This is a genomic window from Parazoarcus communis (assembly GCF_003111645.1).
Lineage (GTDB): Bacteria > Pseudomonadota > Gammaproteobacteria > Burkholderiales > Rhodocyclaceae > Parazoarcus > Parazoarcus communis_A.
Genome location: NZ_CP022187.1, coordinates 4,161,210 through 4,176,851, shown reverse-complemented (window position 1 = coordinate 4,176,851; position 15,642 = coordinate 4,161,210). Strand labels below are relative to the sequence as shown.

Genomic DNA, 15,642 nt, shown 5'->3' with positions numbered 1-15,642 from the left:
AGAGCCCGCCCACACCGCAAGCAGATGTGACGCCTGCCCAAAGGCCCGGTGACACATCCCTCGCGATAGCGGGAACCTCTCGCGATCGTCTTGGGTCATTCACCAACACTACAATCAACGGCGTGACCTGCGGCCCACGGACGTCGCGCCCGATGCAGAAGACTGCCCACTCATGGAGCCTCAATGCTCACCGCGCTTGCCCTGATCGGTCTGACTGCGCTTCTTGCCCCCTGGCTGGGCAGGGTGCTTGGCACGCGCGCCGGCTGGCTGCTGGCGCTTGCGCCGCTTTACGGATTCGGCTGGCTGCTGAGCCAGATCGCGTCAGTCTCCAGCGGCAATTCCGTGCTCGCATCCGTCGCCTGGATCCCTGCGCTCGACGTCGCCCTGTCCTTCCGTCTCGATGGCCTGTCGATGCTGTTCGGCCTGCTGGTAACAGGGATCGGCACGCTGATTGTTCTTTATGCCGGCAGCTACCTGTCCGACCATCATCACCTCGGCCGCTTCTACGCTTTCCTGCTTGTGTTCATGGCCGCCATGCTCGGCCTGGTGCTGGCCGACGATCTGATCGCGATGTTCGTGTTCTGGGAGCTCACCAGCGTCAGCTCCTACCTGCTGATCAGCTTTCAGCACGAACGTGCAGCCTCTCGCCGCGCCGCGCTGCAGGCCCTGCTGATTACCGGCGGCGGCGGGCTCGCGCTGCTCGCCGGCTTGATCCTGCTCGGCCTCGCAGGAGACGCCTGGCAATTCTCGGCCCTGTCGGCGGCGGCGATCGAGGGACATGCGTTCTACCCGGCCATCCTGGTGCTGGTGCTGCTGGGCTGCTTCACCAAATCCGCTCAAGTCCCCTTCCACCTGTGGCTTCCGAACGCGATGGAGGCGCCGACACCCGTTTCTGCCTACCTGCATTCGGCCACAATGGTCAAAGCAGGCGTGTATCTGCTTGCGCGACTGAACCCGGTGATGGGCGGCGAGGACGGCTGGGGCACCATCCTGGTCGTGGTCGGCGCTGCCACCTCCCTCGTCGGTGCCGTACTTGCGCTGCGCCAGACCGACCTCAAGCGCATCCTCGCCTACACCACGGTCACGGTCCTCGGTCAGCTCACCATGCTGATCGGCACCAACACCACCTACGGCCTTCAGGCATTCGCCATCTACCTGCTGGCGCATTCGCTTTACAAGGGCGCCCTGTTCATGGCGGTCGGTGCCGTCGACCATGCAACAGGCACCCGCGAACTGGGACGTCTGGGCGGACTGATCAGGTTCATGCCGCTGACCGGCGCCGCGGTCGCACTGGCAGCCTTCTCCAACGCCGGCCTGCCGCCCTTTTTCGGCTTCATCGCAAAAGAGTTCAAATACACCGGGTTGATCGAGATGGGCCCGCTGGGCTGGGCAAGCACAGCAGTGATGATTGTCAGCAATGCGCTGCTGCTGGCCGCCGCGGGCCTGGTGTTCATCCGCACCTTCCTTGGCCGCCAGGGTGCTTATCCTCGCGCCCCGCACGAGGTAAGCCTGCTGATGTGGCTGGGCCCGATGCTGCTGGCGATCGGTGGCTTCCTGCTCGGCGCCTTCAACGGTATCGCAGAGGTGTGGCTGATTGACAGCGCAGTACAGGCGGTGGCCCGCGACGCGGTTCCGGTCAAGCTGTACTTGTGGGGCGGCACCACCCCGGCGGTCGTCGCCAGCGTGATCACGGTCTGCCTCGGCGCCTTCATCTACCTGCAGCGTCGCATGGTTCGTCACTGGCTGGCGCGCTGGCGACGTGTGTGGCTGATCAGTGGCGATTTGCTGTGGGATCGCCTGCTGAAGCGCATCTTCATCGTCGCCGGAAAAGTCGCCGACCGCTTCCAGCATGGCTCATTGCGTCAGCACATCGCCCTTCTGGCCCTCGTGACTGCAGTGTTCGCCCTGCTCGGCACCGTGCTCGCCAGCGACCACGGTGCGCGCCTGCCCGCCACAAGCGAACTGTCCTGGCTGGCGACTGCCGGCTGCGTACTGGCGGTGCTCGGCGCGGCAGGCGCCGCGGCGATGCGCGACCGCATCGCGCTGATCACTGCGCTCGGCGCCAGCGGACTGGGCATTGGACTGTTCTTTCTGGCGGTGGGCGCGCCGGACGTTGCGATCACACAGATCATGGTCGAAACCCTGACCGTGATCTTCCTGGCGCTGGTGCTGAATGGTCTGCCAGCAGTACAGATCATCGGCTGGCGCAATTCACGACGGCGCCGCCTGCACCTGATCGTCGCCGCAGGCTTCGGCATCGCGGTGACGCTGATCATCCTGACAGCCATCGGCCAGCCACTGCCCGGAGGTCTCGCCGACTGGTACCTTGCAAACAGCCTGCCGGGTGGTCACGGCGCCAACGTCGTGAATGTCATCCTGGTCGATTTTCGCGCCTTCGACACGCTGGGTGAAATCCTCGTGGTGGCGCTCGCTGCGCTGGCTGCCGCACTGCTGCTGCGCCCTGACAAGGATGTGCAGCGCGGCGGCGACGAGGGCAACCCGGAGTTCGGCAGCGTGATGCTGCGTCAGGGGCTGCGCCCGCTCGCGGGCCTGCTGCTGCTGATTTCCCTCGTGCTGCTGTGGCGTGGTCACAATCTGCCTGGCGGCGGCTTCATCGGCGGGCTGGTTGCAGTCTGTGCCGCCGTCCTCCTCGCCCTGGGTTACGGGGTCGGTGGCACGCGCCGCCTGCTGCACGTTCAACCCAGCGTCATCACCGGATCCGGCCTGGCGCTTGCCGCGGGCGCCGGCCTGTTCGGTCTCGCCGACGGCCGGCCCTTCCTTGCCAGCGCCTGGCTGTTCCCGGGAGGGCTTCCTCTGGGCAGCCCGCTGCTGTTCGATGTCGGCGTATTCCTCACGGTGTTCGGTGCTGTCACCCACATGCTGTTCAGACTGATGGAAAAGGAGGTTTGAGATGGAAATCGTCGCTGCGATCACCGCCGGCCTGCTCGCCGCCATTGGAGTGTGGCTGTTGCTCGACCGCAATCTGGTCCGGGTCGTCCTGGGTATCGTGCTGCTCGGCAACAGCATCAATATTGCCGTGCTGACCGCAGGCAGGCTTGGCAACCGTACGGCCGCTTTTGTCACTTCCAACGGCGTGCCCGAACTGGCCGCCAATCCGCTGCCCCAGGCCCTGGTGCTGACCGCGATCGTCATCGGCTTTGCCCTCTTTGTCTTCGCCCTCGCAGTGCTGCGGCGCACCTGGGAGCTGCATGGCAGCACCGCGACTGACCGCGTCACTGAAGTTGCTGAAGGCCCCTCACCCGACCTGGACGAGAAGGCGTCGCGATGACCCCGTCTCCTCACCTGCTGCTTGTTGCCCCCCTGCTCCTGCCGCTGGGCACGCTGATCGCCTGTCTGCTGACCCGTGGCAACCACCGAGCCTGCGCCGGGCTGAGTCTGCTCGGTGCGGCCGGACTGATGGCGGTCGGACTGGCACTGGTCGCATACGCCGGCCGGGGCGACATCCTGGTCAGTCAGATGGGCGGCTGGGCAGCCCCTTACGGCATCACGCTGGTGGTGGACCGGCTGTCGGCAGCGATGGTGACGATTACCGGGGTGATCGCGACGGCTACCGTGCTCTATTCGCTCGCTCATGACACCGACCCTGCACGCGGCCGCGACTTTCACCTGCTGACTCACGGCCTGCTGGTTGGCGTCTGCGGCGCCTTCATCACCGGAGATGTGTTCAACCTTTACGTCTGGTTTGAAGTGCTGCTGGTCGGCTCGTTTGCGCTGATCGCCCTCGGCGGTGACAGGCGTCGATTGGCGGGGACCGTGGTCTACGTGATTCTCAACCTGATCGCCACCCTGATGTTCCTGCTCGCTGCCGGCCTTGTGTACGGCAGCGCCGGCACCCTCAACATGGCCGAACTGGCGGCATTGTTCGCGGCTGGCGACACCCCGCCAGGCGTGCAGGCGCCCTTGGTGCTGATGCTGCTCGCCTTTTCCATCAAGGCCGCACTGTTTCCGGTCTTCGGCTGGCTGCCCGCGTCCTACCATGTTGCGTGGACGCCGGTATCCGCGCTTTTTGCCGGGCTGCTGACCAAGGTCGGCGTGTATGCGCTGATTCGGCTGGTCACCCTGTTGTGGCCGGATGCCGGACTGGTGCATGAGGTGCTGCTATGGGTGGCGTGCGCCACCATGCTGATTGGGGTGCTCGGCGCTGCGGCCCAGACCGAGGTCAGGCGCATCCTCTCCTTTCACATCGTCAGCCAGGTCGGCTACATGGTGCTCGGTCTGGCGCTGGCTACACCGCTGGCGCTGGCCGGTGCGGTGTTCTACCTGATCCATCACATCGTCGTGAAGGCAAACCTGTTCTTCATCGGCGGCATCGCCGCCCGCATGACGGGCTCCGAACGCCTCCCCGCAATGGGCGGACTCTATGCCCGCGCACCATGGCTGGCCCTGATGTTTGCCATCCCCGCACTCTCCCTGGCCGGCATTCCGCCGCTGTCGGGCTTCTGGGCAAAGTTCGTTCTGGTGCGGGCGGGGCTTGAGACCGGCGCCTGGATCGCAGTTGGTATCGCGCTGCTGACGGGCATCTTCACCCTGCTGTCGATGAGCAAGATCTGGAATGAGGCCTTCCTCAAGGCACATCCGCTGGGTGCGGCAGGCAGCCGCACGCTAACCGGACAGGCTCCGGCATGGTGGGCCGCAGCTGGCCTGGCCGCGATCACGGTCGGTATCGGCATCGGCGCGGGACCGGTGATGGACTTCGCCAGCGCCGCCGCAGAACAGCTTGCCCACCCCGCACACTACATCAGCGCCGTGCTCGGCGCGCCAGGAAGGTAATCATGGCGCTTCTTCACCTTGCCCTCGCCTTCGGACTGGCAGCCTTCGCCGACATGCTGAGCCCGCTCGGGGTGCTGGCCACCTTCATGATCGTGTTCGGCGTACTGCGACTCTCCGGCGACCTCTTTGGCATCCGTCGTTACGCTCTTCGGGTCGAGTACGGCGTCCGTTTCGTGATCTGGTTCATCGGCGAGATATTCAAGGCCAGTTTCGATGTTGCTCGCCTTGTATTGCGCCGAAGGATGAACACCCGGCCGGCCGTGGTCGCGATCAGACTGAAGCGTGCTGACGACGGCATCGCCACGCTGATAGGCGCACTGGTGACTCTGACGCCCGGTACCCTTGCGCTCGACTACGACCGCGACGGCCAGTTCATGTACGTACATGCGCTCGACGCCGATTCGCATGACGCGGTCGAGCGGGGCGTGCGCAGGATCGAATTCCGGCTGCTGAGATGGATCGACGCGGGATCTGCAACGGAGGATGGAGCATGAGCTTTGAGCTGGCCGGTGCAGCCTGGGTGATCCCACTCGCATTCGCCCTGCAGGGTGTCAGCGCTGCGCTGATACTGGCGCGCCTGCTTCGAGGCCCCACCGGCCCCGACCGCGTGGTGGCAATCGATGCGCTGACCCTGCTCGGCACCGCCGCGCTGGGGCTGTTCGCGCTCCACTCCCGCCAGGCGGTGATGCTCGACGCCGCCGTCGTTCTGGCGCTGGTGTCCTTTATCAGCACCACCGCCTTCATGCTGATGTTCAGGACACGCGAAGCCGAGTCGCCACCAGCGGCATCGATCAAGGAGGAGCGCGACCAATGACTCAGACACTGCTCGGCATTCTGGCAAGCGGCCTCATCTTGGCCGGTGCGCTGCTTTGCCTGATCGGCGCGATTGGCCTGGTGAGGCTTCCCGACTGCTACAGCCGCATACATTCTGCAAGCAAGGCGGGTTCGCTGGGGGCCGCCCTGGTACTCGTGGGCGTCGCGGCAGCCAGCAGCGGGGAGATGGCGCTCGAGGCCGTGTTTGCGGTGCTGGTGCTGCTCGCCACTGCGCCGCTGGCAGCACATGCCGTCTCCAGATCTGCCCACCGTGCTGGCCACAAACCTCGAACCGGCCCCCTTGGGGACGCCCTCGCCGATGACAAGGCGGGGCGCAGCACACCGCCGGCAGGCGGGGAATGACTCAGGAGGACTCGCGCGCGGACGCCTCGCCGGGTTCCGCTGCATCGGACTTGTCGTAGGTGCTCCAGCCCTTGCCCTCAGGCTTCGGCAACAGGGCAGCACTCAGCCGGCTATGCATGTGTGCCTTGGCCAGAAAATGAGCGGTAATCGGTGCAGACAGAAACAGGAACATCGAAATCAGCAGTTCGTGGACCGAAAAATTGCCCTCTGCAGCCAGAAAGTAAGCGATCGATGCCAGCAGGGTCCCGCCCACACCAAGCGTGGTGGCCTTGGTCGGCGCATGCAGACGGGTCATCAGTTCAGGCATGCGAATCATGCCCCACGACCCCACAAGCAGAAACACCGCACCGATGACGATCAGCGCAGAAATAACGACTTCAGCCAGAATGGGCATCTCGCTGTCACTCCTTATTCGATGATGTTGCCGCGCAAGACGAACTTGGCGTAGGCAACGGTGGATACGAAGCCGTACATGGCAAAGATCAGCGCCGCCTCGAAATACACCGGGGTCGTTTCACTGATGCCATACAGAATGATCAGGGCAATGACGTTGATCACCATGGTGTCGACCACCAGCACACGATCCAGAATGCTGGGTCCGCGCACGACCGACCACAGGTTCATCAGCAGGGCGAGCGAAATTGCGCCGAATGCAAAGGTCAGGGCATGCTCGATCATTCGAATATCTCCAACAGCCGCGCCTCATAGCGCGTCTTGATACGCTGCACGGCGGCGTCCGGATCAGGCTCGTCCAGGCAATGAACCAGAAGGTGGCGACCGTCTGCGGACAGGTCGCAACTGACGGTGCCCGGCGTCATCGTGACGGTGCCGGCGAGCAGCGTGATCGCCTCCGGCTGGGTCAGCGCCAAGGGCACGGAGATCCAGCGCGGCCGCAACGACGACACCTTGGCGAACACGATCAGGCGCGCGACCTCGATATTGGCGACCACGATGTCGCCCATCACGATCAGGAAATAGCCGACTGCCTTTCGATAATTGCGCACACGCGGCCGGTCGGGCCAGAAGCCGGACGTCAGCAGCGGGAATAACACCCCAAGGAAGACGCCGAGCACCACATTGCCTAGGCTGAGGCTGTTCTGCAGCAGCACCCAGATCAGGATCAGCAACAAGGTCATCAACGGGTGCGGAAGCCAGTTGAACGTTTTCGCCTGATGCGTCCGAGGCTGGTGAACCTGCGTCTCATGCTCCATTATTCGTACCCTCCGGCCTCACCCATCACCGCATCGATGTAGTACGCGGGATGATAGATCTGCTCCGCAGCCTGTTCGATCCAGAGCATCATAGGCCCGGCGAATGCGGTCAACAACACCAGCGCCGCCAGCAGGGTGCCAATCGACACCAGTGGCAGCACCGATCGACGCTCCGAGAGCGGCGAATCCTCCGCCAGCACCTGCGCACCCGGCGAGTTCTTCCAGAACACCGCACTGCCTGCACGTCCGAAGCCGATAATGCACAGCAGGGAAGACACCAGGATCACCGCCCAGATCAACACTGCATTGGGTGCTGCGCGTGCGCTGTCGAGAATCATCAGTTTGCCGATGAAGCCGGACAGCGGCGGCATGCCGCACAGCGCGATTGCCGCGATGAAGAAGAACACCGCCAGCAACCCGCGGTCGGCGAACTCGGCACCCGGCGACAGCCTGTCGGCGCAGGCACGCCGCACAGCGACCTCTCCCGCGATCAGGAACAGCACCGCTGCGGCGAGCGTCGAGTGCATCAGGTAGTACAAGGCCGCGCCGGTGGCCTGTGGCGAAAACAGCCCCACCGCAGTCATCAGGGTTCCGGTGGAGCCGATCACCGCGAAGCTGGCAAGCTGGGTCAGGCTGCGCGCCGCCAGTACACCGATCATGCCCAAAGCCAGCGTAATCAGCGCCGCCGGCAGCAGCCAGGGTTCGGCAAGCCCGGACGACATCCCCGCCCCGTCGCCGAAGGCCAGCGGAAACAGCCGCAGGATGGAATACGCCCCCACCTTGGTCATGATCGCAAACAGGGCTGCGACCGGCGCTGGCGCGTTGGAGTAGGCACCAGGCAGCCAGAAGTGCAGTGGCACCAGCGCAGCCTTGATGCCGAACACCATGAGCAGGAGCAGCGCGCCCGTATTGAGAATCGCGCGATCGCCCTGTGCAAGCTCCGGCACCTTGAGCGCAAGATCCGCCATATTCAGCGTACCGGTCACACTGTAAATGAGGCCCACGGAAATCAGGAACAGCGTCGAGCCGACCAGATTGACAACCACATACTGCACCCCGGCGCTCATGCGGTCGCGACCGCCGCCATGGACCATGAGACCGTAGGACGCGATCAGCAGGATCTCGAAGAATACGAAGAGATTGAAAAAGTCGCCGGTCAGGAACGCGCCGTTGATCCCCATGACCTGAAACTGCCACAGCGCATGAAAATGACGCCCCTTCGAGTCCCAGCCGCCAATCGCATAAAGCAGCACCAGCAGCGACAGCAGCGCGGTCAGGAGCAGCATCAGCGCGGACAGGCGATCGAGCACAAGCACGATGCCAAAAGGCGCTGGCCAGTCGCCCAGCGCGTACATCTGCGGCGGCTCGGACGACGCCGAGAGCATCAGCGCGACTGCGAGAACAAGCTGAAGGGTGCAGGTTGCCACCGACAGGACACGCGCCAGCACGATGTCGTAGCGCGCGACCAGTACGAGCAGCGGCCCCATCAGGGCCGGCAGCAGGATGGCGAAGACGATCCACTGGGTCACCGTCCGCCCTCCGACACTTCCACCGGCAGCACCGCGGACTCCCCCTGGCCTGGATGGGACAGAACCGCACCATCGATATGATCAGAATCATTCTCGAGATAGCTGCACAGCGCCATGACCACCAGAACCGCCGTCATCCCAAATGAAATGACGATGGCAGTCAGCACCAGTGCCTGAGGCAAGGGGTCCGTGTATGACACGGCCAGACTCGAAATCACCGGGGGTGCGTTGGGCGCAAGACGCCCCATCGCGAACAGGAACACGTTGGTCGCATACGACAACAGCGCGATACCGAGCACGACAGAAAACGTGCGCGCCCGCAACAGCAGATAAACACCAGCAGTGGTCAGGCCACCAATGGCACTCGCCACAAGAAATTCCATTTCAGTGCTCTCCAGTGGCAGGCACGACGCGCGAAGGATCGACGTCCATCGGCTCGCGATTGACCAGCAAGTGTTCGGCATAACGGCCCACGCGCGAAAGATTGGCGAGCGCGAGCATGGTTGCACCTACGACAACCAGAAACACCCCGGTATCGAAGAACATTGCAGAGGCGATGTGCAACTCACCAATCAGGGGCAGGTCCAGGTGCCACGCCGTGCTGGTCAGGAACGGGTAGCCCACCACCAGCGAGCCCAGCCCGGTTGCCGCCGCGATCAGCACCCCAACCCCGATCAGTGCGTGATAGTCCACCTTCATTCGTTGTGCAGCCCAGCCAAAACCACTGGCCATGTACTGCACGATCAGCGCCACCGCGACCACCAGGCCGGCAATGAAGCCGCCGCCAGGCACATTGTGCCCGCGCAGGAAGACATAGAAACCGACCATCAGCGCCAGCGGGAGCATCACCCGCGTCGCGACCGCCAGCATCATCGGATGCCGGTCCGCGGCTCGCGCCTGATCGGGCTGCCAGGCCTGCAGGCGATGACCTGCAGCGCTGGTCATCAAGCCATCGAGCAGGGCAAAGATCGCGAGCGCGGCAATCCCCAGCACGATGATCTCGCCAAAGGTATCGAAGCCCCGGAAATCGACCAAAATGACGTTCACCACGTTGGTTCCACCGCCACCGGGGACCGCCTGCTCGAGATAGTAGCCCGACAGGGTCTCCGCATCGCGCGTGAGCACGGCCCATGCGGCCCCGCCCACACCGCCACCGGCAGCCAGCGCGAGCAGCGCATCACGCCAGCGCCTGGGCGCCGCCGACTCGCGCGGCGAACGCTTGGGAAGGAAGTTCAAGGCCAGCAACATCAGGATGACCGTCACCACTTCGACTGAAATCTGCGTGAGCGCGAGGTCGGGGGCGGAAAGATAGACGAAGCCGATCGACACGATGAGTCCGATCACGCCCACGACCACCAGCGCCTGCAGTCGGCGCTGGTGCATCACCACGACGGCCGCACACGAACCCATCAGCAGGATCCAGCCAACGACCGCGACCGGCGTTGCCGGCACCAGAACTCGCTCACCAAGCGCATGGGTACTGCCGTGGAAGACGGCGAAACCGACAAGCAGCATCGCGGCCAGCATCAGGGCCAGATAGCGCTGCATGGAACCATTGTGCAAGCCGTGCGTGATGCCTTGCGCCAGACCGACGATGGCGGTGATGAGTTCGTCAAACACGCGCTTGGCCTGCGGATGCGGGCCCGCCTGCCACAAGGCGCGAACCTTCGGGTAGGCGCGGATCATCAGCGTGCCGACACCGATCGCGATCACGCTCATCCCCAGCGCGGCAGTGAAGCCATGCCACTGAGCGAGATGGTAATCGAGCACCTGCCCACCCGTGACCGCCCGGGACACCAATGCAACGATCGGGCCTGCCAGCGTATCGGGGAACAGCCCGATGAGGATGACGAGCGCCACCAGCACCGCGGGGGGCAGCCACATGCCCACAGGCGGGTCGTGCGGCCGATGGGGATAGTCATCACGGACCTTGCCCCAGAACACATGAGCAACGTAGCGGAACGAATACGCCACCGAGAAACAGGCGGCCAGGGTCGCAATACTTGCCAGCACCCAGCCCTGCCCGGCCCATTCAGTGTGCGCGGCCTCGTGCAGCATCATTTCCTTGGACAGGAAGCCGTTGAGCAAGGGCAGACCGGCCATGGATGCGGATGCAATCATCGCCAGCGTCGCCGTGACTGGCATCAGGTTCATCAGCCCGCCAAGACGACGAATATCACGGGTACCGGCCTCATGGTCCACGATGCCGGCGTTCATGAACAAGGCAGCCTTGAAGGTCGCGTGATTGAGGATGTGGAAAACTGCCGCGGTCGCGGCCATCGGCGTGCCGAAGCCAAACAGCATCGTCACCAGTCCGAGATGACTGACGGTCGAATACGCGAGCAGCCCCTTGAGGTCATCCTTGAACAAGGCGATGAACGCACCCAGCAGCATCGTCACCAGTCCCGTGGTCGCAACGATGTAGAACCACTCGTCCGTGCCGGACAGCACCGGCCACAAGCGAGCCATCAGGAACAGGCCGGCCTTCACCATCGTTGCCGAATGCAGATAGGCCGACACCGGCGTGGGCGCAGCCATGGCATGCGGCAGCCAGAAATGGAACGGGAACTGGGCCGACTTGGTAAAGCATCCCACCAGAATCAGCACCAGCGCCGTCAGATAGTACGGAGACGCCTGAATCTGCTCGCCGCTCTGGAGAATCACCGTCAGGTCGTAGGACCCCGCGATATCGCCGAGGATCAGCATGCCGGCAATCATCGCCAGACCGCCGCCGCCCGTCACCGTCAGGGCCATTCGCGCGCCCTGCCGCCCCTCAGGCAGATGCTTCCAGTACCCGATCAGGAGGAAGGACGACAGACTGGTCAGCTCCCAGAAAATGAGCAGGAGCAGGATGTTGTCCGACAGCACGATGCCCACCATCGCCCCCTGGAAGAGCAGCAGGTAGGTATAGAAACTGCCCATCGGGTCGTCTTTCGACAGGTAGTAGCGTGCATAGACGATGATCAGCAGGCCGATGCCGAGAATCAGCCCGGCAAAGAAGAAGCCCAGCCCGTCGAGGAAGAAATTGACGTTGAGCCCGAGGCCGGGAAGCCACTCCCAGCTGGCATGAATCACGTCACCGCGAAACAGCGCCGGCGCGTGAGACATGAGCCCCACGAAGGCGAGCAGCGTGGTGACGAAGGTGCCCGTCGCACAGGCATTGCGCCCGGCGCGGATCATCAGCGCAGGCAGCAGCGCACCGATGAAGGGCAAGAGCACGATAAGGAGAAGACTCATTCCGGTTCCAGGAAAATCACTTCGGTTCCACTACGGGGCGGATGACGAGGGCAAAAAACAACCCGGTCCGGCCGGGCATTATTGAGCAAAAGTATATCTGCAGGTAAACGCAGCTTCCAGATGGCGGGAGCGCAAATGCCCCCCGGGCGTGCATTGCGGCTCCCCGGCGACCTGCAGATTGCGTTTCAAGTGGGCCTCGTCACGCCCCCCCGCGCATTCGCGCCGGTGCCAACAGAGGGACTCCATGCGGCAGCCCTCGAGCCGACGCGCGACACCGACTTCCCCGCGCCAGTCACGCTGCACGGGCCCGAACCGCCGCGACGGCCCTTCACCCCTGCAGCACACACGAAGCGCCTGTTTATCAGTTTTTGCTGTTTCATTTCACTAGGCGAAATTGCGTCCCGCAGTTACCATTCACGCGTTACGCAACTCTGCAGGTCAACGTGTCCGCAAGAAAAATCGACGACGCCCCCGCACCGGCGGAGGCCAAGAACCCCATCCAGGTGATCGAGCGCATGATGAAACTGCTCGACACGCTTGCCGAGCACGCCGACCCCGTGCCGCTCAAGCTGCTTGCACTGGAAACCGGTCTGCATCCGTCGACGGCACACCGCATTCTGGGTGCGATGACACAAAGCGGGTTCGTCGATCGCTCCGACCCTGGCGTCTATCGCCTCGGGATTCGCCTGCTGGAACTGGGTAGCCTGGTCAAGTCGCGGATTTCGCTGCGGGAGACTGCCATGCCGGCAATGCTCAAGCTGCATGCAGCAACCGGCGAGAGCGTGAACCTCGGTATCCGCGCAGGTGACGAGATCGTCTACGTGGAGCGCACCTCGAGCGGACGCTCCTCGGTGCGCGTGGTGCACATCGTCGGCGCACGGGCGCCCTTGCACACCACCGCCACCGGCAAGCTCTTTCTGGTCGAGGACGGGATCGACAAGGTACGCGACTATGCCCGCCGCACCGGCCTGCCCCCGTCCACCCCGGAGTCGCTGACAACAATGCCGGCGCTGGAGAAGGAACTCGACAAGGTCCGTCGCCATGCGGTGGCCTTCGACCTCGACGAAGTCGAAGCCGGCGTGCGCTGCATTGCTGCAGGCATTCGCGACGACAGCGGCGAGCTCATCGCCGGCCTGTCGCTATCGACCCCCTCGGAGCGCTTCAATCCGGACTGGGCCCCGCTGGTGCGTGAAACCGCCAACGAGATTTCCAGGTCGCTGGGCTACATCGCAAAGTAAGCATGCGCCCGTCTGAGACCCAGGCGGGCTAGCGGCCTCAGCCCTGCTTCGCCTTGGGCGCAGCTGCAACACGCTCTGCCGACCGGCTGTCGATCCACTTGCGCACACGCTGTGCGTCCGCCGTGCGGGTATAGCGCCCGACCGAATCCATCAGCACGATGACCACCGGCTGCTGGTTGATCCAGGCCTGCATGACCAGACAGCGCCCGGCTTCCGAGATATAACCCGTTTTCGAAACGCTGATCTCCCAGTCCGGGTTCTTCACCAGCGAGTTGGTGTTGCCGAAACGCAGTTGACGCCCGCGCACCTCGACATAGCGCTCAGCGGTGGTCGAGAACTCGCGGATCAGGGGATAGCGCGACGCGGCCGCAACCAGGCGTGCCAGATCTCGCGGACTGGAGACGTTGGCCGGGTTCAGCCCGGTGCTGTCGTGAAACCGGGTATCGGTCATGCTCAGCAGACGCGCCTTGATGTTCATCGCATTCACGAAGGCCGTCAGCCCGCCCGGATAATGGCGTGCGAGCGTCGACGCCGCTCGGTTCTCCGACGACATCAGGGCGAGCCTAAGCAGTTCCTCGCGCGTCATGCGCGTGCCAAGGGACAGGCGCGAGCCCGTACCCTTGAGCTGATCGATATCTTCCTCGTCGATGGTCAGCTCTTCGGACAGGCTGGGGCTGGCTTCAAGGACGACCATGGCAGTCATCAGCTTGGTGATCGACGCAATCGGCACGACCGCGCCACCATTCTTCTCCAGCAGCACCTCTCCGGTCGCCTGGTTGGCCACGTAGAAGGCGGAAGACTTGAGCAGGGGATTGCCCTTGCTGTCCAGCGCCAGCTCCGCAGACTCCTCTGCCGCCGGCGCGCTGCGTTTCGCCACAACTTTCTTGGTCGCACGTTTCGCGGTCGACTGCTTCGCCTTGCGGGTCGACGTTTTCGCGACCGCCTTTTTCTGACTTGCCTTGTTCGAAGCCGACGTTGTCGCTTTCGAAGTGGTCTTCGATGACGCGGCCAGCGCCGGACTCAGTCCGCCTTGGACCAGCACCAGGGACAGTAACGCGGCAAAGAGAATTCTGGGCTTCATCGTGGGGCTCTGAACGAAAACGACGTGTACGTTAATTCTTAACGAAAATAGGGAGATATCAAGCTTTTTTGAAGTGGCTTGTGAAAAAAGCCTAATTGATTGTTACATCAACGCTCGAACACCGCATTGAGATGACGCAATCTGAGTGCAGATTATCGCCCCGCCGTCACAACGACATCGCTCAGACCGAAGCATCGAGGCGCAGGAATGCCGCGACTTCATCGCGCCTTGCGAGGGTGTCCTGGTAGCCAAGATCCATCAGCGCACGGGTAAAGCTCTGCTCGAACAGCAGATAGCTCAACAGCGTCGACCCCTCGCGGCGCATGGCCCCAACCCCGCGCAAGACGGCACGCAGCAGCGGCGGCAGGGACTCGCGATGGTGGCCGGCAATCGCGTCGAGGCGCTGCGACGGTGAGATCACCAGGGTTTCGATCGGTCTCAGGCGGATGCCCGCTGCGGCACGCTGTGCTTCACTCAGGCAGCCAAGCGTCTCGTTGATGCGTTCCATGCGCTCCAGATCGACTGCGAGCCCATCCAGGAAGATGCTCGACAAGGTATGTCCGGCGATCTGCGCCGGCGACGGATAACTGTCGGTCCTCTGCCGCCCCTCCTCCGCCAGCCGCCCCGACCCGATCACCAGAATGCGGTCGGCCCCAAGGTGGATCGCCGGACTGACCGGTGCCAGCTGGCGCATGGAACCATCGCCGAAATACTCGCGATTGATGCGTGCGGCGGGAAAGACGAAGGGAATGGCGCTCGACGCCAGCAGATGATCCACCCCGAGGCGTGCGCGCGTGCCGATGCGCTGAGCGCGGCGCCAGGGCTGTATGGACGGATGTCCCGAAAAGAACGCCAGACTCTCGCCCGAGGTATACCCGGAAACCGTCACACTCACGGCGTGCAGGTGCCCGGCGTCGATGGACTGATCGATGGCGTTGAAATCGAGCGTGCGCTCGAGCAGTGCGCGCAGAGGGCTGTTGTCGAGGAGGGATCGCGGCGTCTGCCTGACCGCCCAGCCGGCGAAAAGCGCCGAGCCCCACCGCAGCCCGGAGCCCAGCAGCGCGGCCGCATCGGTGCGATAGACCTGACTCGCACAGAAATTGCGCCAGATCCACGACAGCTTGCGGACTGCAGCATTGAAATCGGCCGAATACACCGCCAGCGCAGTGGCGTTGATGCCACCGGCGGAGGTGCCGCAGAGAATCGGAAAGGGGTTTCCCGGACGTGGTCCGCGAATGTGACGAATGGCCTGCAGCACGCCGACCTGATAGGCCGCCCGTGCGCCGCCACCCGTCAATACGAGCGCTGCCCGCCCTGTTTTCTCATCCATGCCCGACCTCCCCTGAATCCATCATGGCACAGGCGCGAAGACGAGAAAA

General features: G+C 63.8%; 15 protein-coding genes. 7 read left to right on the top strand and 8 right to left on the bottom strand.

The features are described 5' to 3' along the window. Positions 1-183 precede the first annotated feature (183 nt). Genes mbhE through mnhG form a run of 6 tightly spaced genes read left to right on the top strand, consistent with a single transcriptional unit; the run spans position 184 to position 5,967 of the window. Positions 184-2,910 carry a hydrogen gas-evolving membrane-bound hydrogenase subunit E gene (gene mbhE / locus CEW83_RS19040; RefSeq protein WP_108950765.1) on the top strand — a complete coding sequence of 909 codons (2,727 nt, stop codon included), beginning with the start codon at positions 184-186 and terminating at the stop codon, positions 2,908-2,910. 1 nt (position 2,911) lies between these two features. Beyond that, entirely contained in the window at positions 2,912-3,289 is a 378-nt protein-coding gene (locus tag CEW83_RS19035; RefSeq protein ID WP_108950764.1) for a sodium:proton antiporter, read from the top strand. Next, positions 3,286-4,791: a proton-conducting transporter membrane subunit gene (locus CEW83_RS19030; RefSeq protein ID WP_108950763.1), complete on the top strand. Its 1,506-nt coding sequence runs from the start codon at positions 3,286-3,288 to the stop codon at positions 4,789-4,791. The genes CEW83_RS19035 and CEW83_RS19030 overlap by 4 nt, the downstream gene beginning before the upstream one ends. Positions 4,792-4,793: 2 nt before the next feature. After that, a complete protein-coding gene (locus CEW83_RS19025; RefSeq protein ID WP_108950762.1) occupies positions 4,794-5,285 on the top strand; it encodes a Na+/H+ antiporter subunit E in 492 nt (163 codons plus the stop codon). After that, entirely contained in the window at positions 5,282-5,605 is a 324-nt protein-coding gene (locus CEW83_RS19020) for a monovalent cation/H+ antiporter complex subunit F (protein ID WP_108950761.1), read from the top strand. Before CEW83_RS19025 ends, CEW83_RS19020 begins: the two co-directional genes overlap by 4 nt. Then, the gene (gene mnhG, locus CEW83_RS19015; protein ID WP_108950760.1) at positions 5,602-5,967 is read left to right on the top strand and encodes a monovalent cation/H(+) antiporter subunit G; all 366 of its coding nucleotides are present in this window, start codon (positions 5,602-5,604) and stop codon (positions 5,965-5,967) included. The genes CEW83_RS19020 and mnhG overlap by 4 nt, the downstream gene beginning before the upstream one ends. A 1-nt stretch (position 5,968) precedes the next feature. Here mnhG and CEW83_RS19010 read toward each other — a convergent pair whose 3' ends face one another. The 6 genes from CEW83_RS19010 to CEW83_RS18985 are packed head-to-tail and all read right to left on the bottom strand — an operon-like array spanning position 5,969 to position 11,944. Beyond that, on the bottom strand, positions 5,969-6,361 hold the full coding sequence (locus tag CEW83_RS19010) for a Na+/H+ antiporter subunit G (protein ID WP_108950759.1): 393 nt from the start codon (positions 6,359-6,361) through the stop codon (positions 5,969-5,971). 14 nt (positions 6,362-6,375) lie between these two features. Further along, positions 6,376-6,645: a K+/H+ antiporter subunit F gene (locus CEW83_RS19005; RefSeq protein ID WP_108950758.1), complete on the bottom strand. Its 270-nt coding sequence runs from the start codon at positions 6,643-6,645 to the stop codon at positions 6,376-6,378. Next, complete coding sequence (locus CEW83_RS19000) at positions 6,642-7,178, bottom strand: Na+/H+ antiporter subunit E (protein ID WP_108950757.1); 537 nt, start codon at positions 7,176-7,178, stop codon at positions 6,642-6,644. The genes CEW83_RS19005 and CEW83_RS19000 overlap by 4 nt, the downstream gene beginning before the upstream one ends. After that, on the bottom strand, positions 7,178-8,707 hold the full coding sequence (locus CEW83_RS18995; protein ID WP_108950756.1) for a monovalent cation/H+ antiporter subunit D: 1,530 nt from the start codon (positions 8,705-8,707) through the stop codon (positions 7,178-7,180). Before CEW83_RS18995 ends, CEW83_RS19000 begins: the two co-directional genes overlap by 1 nt. Further along, positions 8,704-9,090 carry a Na+/H+ antiporter subunit C gene (locus CEW83_RS18990; RefSeq protein WP_108950755.1) on the bottom strand — a complete coding sequence of 129 codons (387 nt, stop codon included), beginning with the start codon at positions 9,088-9,090 and terminating at the stop codon, positions 8,704-8,706. The genes CEW83_RS18995 and CEW83_RS18990 overlap by 4 nt, the downstream gene beginning before the upstream one ends. A 1-nt stretch (position 9,091) precedes the next feature. Next, positions 9,092-11,944 (bottom strand): monovalent cation/H+ antiporter subunit A, encoded by a 2,853-nt coding sequence (locus tag CEW83_RS18985; protein ID WP_108950754.1) that lies wholly within the window; start codon positions 11,942-11,944, stop codon positions 9,092-9,094. A 443-nt stretch (positions 11,945-12,387) separates the two neighbouring features. Here CEW83_RS18985 and CEW83_RS18980 point away from each other — a divergent pair, with 443 nt between their 5' ends. Further along, positions 12,388-13,182 (top strand): IclR family transcriptional regulator, encoded by a 795-nt coding sequence (locus CEW83_RS18980; protein ID WP_108950753.1) that lies wholly within the window; start codon positions 12,388-12,390, stop codon positions 13,180-13,182. A gap of 37 nt (positions 13,183-13,219) precedes the next feature. Here the strand turns inward: CEW83_RS18980 and pbpG are convergent, their stop codons facing one another. Together pbpG and CEW83_RS18970 are read right to left on the bottom strand one after the other, a co-directional pair. Continuing rightward, positions 13,220-14,263: a D-alanyl-D-alanine endopeptidase gene (pbpG, locus tag CEW83_RS18975; protein ID WP_108950752.1), complete on the bottom strand. Its 1,044-nt coding sequence runs from the start codon at positions 14,261-14,263 to the stop codon at positions 13,220-13,222. Positions 14,264-14,444: 181 nt separating this feature from the next. Continuing rightward, positions 14,445-15,593 carry a patatin-like phospholipase family protein gene (locus tag CEW83_RS18970; protein WP_108950751.1) on the bottom strand — a complete coding sequence of 383 codons (1,149 nt, stop codon included), beginning with the start codon at positions 15,591-15,593 and terminating at the stop codon, positions 14,445-14,447. Positions 15,594-15,642 lie beyond the last annotated feature (49 nt).